We start from the raw sequence: 3,216 nt of genomic DNA, 5'->3' as shown, positions 1-3,216 counted from the left end.
CGGCAATTATCTGGGGGCGTCGGTTATGGCGGGTTGGGTGGCGATGGCTGGCTGATGTTGGCGGATTCGGAACAGGGATGTCATAACGGCGGTCCTGCGCGGTCTTCTTCGTAGAGGTTCTCGAAGGAGGCACGCTCATGGTCAAAGCAGCGACAGATGGTCGGTATCCGGTGCGGGTGTCGGGGCCGCTGGCCCGGTCGGTTCATCCGTTCCGGTTGGAGTTGGTGCGGCGTGGGTTCACTCTGCGGTCCTCTCAGGATCACTCCTACGTACTGGCGGACCTGAGCCGCTGGTTGGAACGCAATGGACTGGCTCCGGGGCAGCTGACCGCAGAGCGAGTGGAGGAGTTCGTCCAGGCACGGCGGGACGCTGGGCACCGACGGTGGCTGACGAATCGGTCGTTGCAACCGATGCTTGGCTTTCTGCGGGACTCAGGCACCGTCCCGCCACAGGAGAATGGAGTGGTCGGGGGCCCGGTCGAGGGTGTGCTGGAGGAGTACCGCAGCTATCTGCTGCGTGAGCGCCGGCTCGGCGAACGTACGGTTCGCGGACGTGTCGACGTCGCCCGCAGGTTCCTGACCGCGCAGCTTGTCGGAGGCCAGCTTCGGCTGGACCGGCTGAGCCCGGAGTCGGTGGCCGATTTCGTCCTGGATACCTCGAAGCGGTACGCCACCGGGTCGATGAAGGTGGTGACGTCGAGTCTGCGGGCCCTGCTGCGGTTCTTGTTCGTGACCGCGGCACTTGACCGGGACTTGGCCGCAGCGGTGCCGTCGGTCGCCGGATGGCGGCTGAGCCGGCTGCCGGCAGGCACGGACGTGGTGCCGTTCCTGCTGGGAAGCTGCGATCGGACCACCGCGCCGGGACGGCGGGACTTCGCGATTCTGCTGCTGATGGCACGGCTGGGCCTGCGGGCGGTCGAGGTGTCACGGCTGTGTCTGGAGGACCTGGACTGGCGCGGCGGCGAGCTGGTGGTCCGGGGCAAGGGCGGACGGGTCGACCGGATGCCGCTGCCCGCGGATGTGGGCGCCGCGCTGGCCGACTGGCTGCGGCACGGTCGGCGGCCGTCAGTGTTCCGCGAGGTGTTCCTGCGCACCGTCGGCCCGGACGCGCCGATGGCACGGCAGTCCGTGGTCATGGTGCCGCGCTGCGCTTCGCGCCGCGCCGGCATACCTGTCGTCGCCGCGCACCAGCTGCGACACCGCGCCGCCTGTCAGGTGCTGGCCGGCGGCGGAACCCTCGGCGAGGTCACTCAACTGCTGCGTCACCACAGCGAGGACACCACGGCGATCTATGCCAAGGTCGACATGCTGGCTCTGGCACCGGTCGTGCGTCCCTGGCCGACGGCGGGCGAGCGGTGAACGGCATCCGGGACCACTCCGAACGCTATCTGGCGATCCGGCGGGGCCTGGGCTACAAACTCAAGGTCGAGGGCCGGATGCTCGGCCAGTTCGTCGGCTTCCTGGAGGAGCGCGAGGACTCGCACCTGACGGTCCAGGCCGCACTGGAGTGGGCCGTGCTGCCGGGCAGCGCCGATCCGGCCTGGTGGGCGGCCAGGCTGACGGTGGTCCGCGGGTTCGCCCGCTTCCTGGCGGCTTTCGATGGACTCACCGAGATCCCGCCGCCGGGCCTGCTGCCCCGCGACGCCGGTCGAACGACGCAGCCGTATCTGTATTCGCAGGCGGAGATCACCGCGCTGATCCACGCGGCCCGGTGCCTGGCACATCCCCTTCGCGCGGCGACGTTCGAGTCCTTCATCGGGCTCATGGCCGCGACCGGGATCCGCACCGGAGAGGCGATGGGACTGGACCGGTCCGACCCGGATCTGGACCGCGGTGTCCTGCTGGTGCGGGGGACCAAGTTCGGCAAGTCCCGGCTGGTCCCACTGCACCCCACCACCGTCGAGCAGCTCGCCGACTACCAGCGCCGACGCGACGAACTGTGTCCACGACCGTCCACCGAGGCGCTCTTCCTCTCCGGAGCCGGCACCCGGCTGAACCACACCAACGCCAGCAAGACCTTCACCCGCCTGCTGAAGGCAGTCGACATCACGGCCCCGGTCGGCGCGGCCAAGCCTCGCCTCTACGACCTGCGCCACACGTTCGCCGTGACCACCCTGGTGAATTGGTACGCCGCCGACGCCGACGTCGCCCACCGGCTTCCGGCGCTGTCCACCTACCTCGGACACGTCAGCCCGGCCACGACCTACTGGTACCTGCACGCCTGCCCGCAGCTGATGACAGCCGCGGCCGAACGCCTCGACCGGACCTGGAAGGAATCACCGTGACCACTCTGGCCCCTGTCATGCAGGGCTTCTTCACCGAGCGGCTGGCCCAGCGCCGGGTTAGTGCCCACACCATCGCGGCTTACCGCGACGCGTTCCGCCTCCTGCTGGAATACGCCCGCCGTCAACTCGGCCGCCCGCCGTCGGCGCTGGAACTGACCGATATCGACGCCGTGTTCGTCGGCGGCTTCCTGGACCATCTCGAACACGACCGGAACAACAGCGTGACCACCCGGAATGCCAGACTGGCCGCGATCCACTCGCTGTTCGCCTATGCCGCCTACCGCTGCCCGGAACACGCCCTGCTGATCCAGCGCGTCCTGGCGATCCCGCAAAAGCGCCGCGACTGCACACTCGTGTGCTTCCTCAGCCACGAGGAGACCGAAGCTCTGCTGGCGGTCCCGGACCAGTCGACCCTCCTGGGGCGACGCGACCACCTCCTGCTGCTGGTCGCGACGCAAAGCGGACTGCGCGTCTCGGAGCTGACCGCACTCACCTGCGCCGACGCCGAACTCGGCACCGGCGCCCACCTGCGCTGCACCGGCAAGGGCCGCAAACAGCGCTGCACCCCGCTGACGAAACACACCGCCCGCCTGCTCCAGCGATGGATCACCGCCCGCAACGCAGCCCCGGACGACCCACTGTTCCCCAACCGCGTCGGCGGACACCTCAGCCGCGACGCCGTTGCCGACATCCTCCGCAAGCACCTGCCCGCAGCCACCAAGCGATGCCCGGCCCTGGCCAGCAAGAACGTCACCCCGCACACACTTCGCCACACGGCGGCCATGGCACTGCTTACCGCCGGCGTCGACACCTCCACCATCGCCCTCTGGCTCGGACACGCCAGCACCAAGGCCACCGACGTCTACCTCCACGCCGACCTGGCGATGAAGGAACGCGCCCTGGCCCGCACCGCACCCCGCGACACCGCCACC

General features: G+C 69.4%; 3 protein-coding genes. All 3 read left to right on the top strand.

Features of this window, described 5'->3' with window-relative positions; genetic code table 11:
• Positions 1 to 461: 461 nt before the first annotated feature.
• A complete protein-coding gene (locus tag ACWCRJ_RS44490) occupies positions 462 to 1,358 on the top strand; it encodes a tyrosine-type recombinase/integrase (protein ID WP_450944685.1) in 897 nt (298 codons plus the stop codon).
• Positions 1,355 to 2,284 carry a tyrosine-type recombinase/integrase gene (locus ACWCRJ_RS44485; protein WP_450944684.1) on the top strand — a complete coding sequence of 310 codons (930 nt, stop codon included), beginning with the start codon at positions 1,355 to 1,357 and terminating at the stop codon, positions 2,282 to 2,284. The genes ACWCRJ_RS44490 and ACWCRJ_RS44485 overlap by 4 nt, the downstream gene beginning before the upstream one ends.
• A partial coding sequence (locus ACWCRJ_RS44480; RefSeq protein ID WP_450944683.1) for a tyrosine-type recombinase/integrase occupies positions 2,281 to 3,216 on the top strand: 936 nt, incomplete at its 3' end. The genes ACWCRJ_RS44485 and ACWCRJ_RS44480, both read left to right, overlap by 4 nt.

The sequence above is a fragment of the Streptomyces sp. NPDC002324 genome (assembly GCF_053593335.1).
The sequence above is the reverse complement of the archived record's forward strand: the minus strand, read 5'-3'. Positions and strand labels throughout refer to the sequence as shown.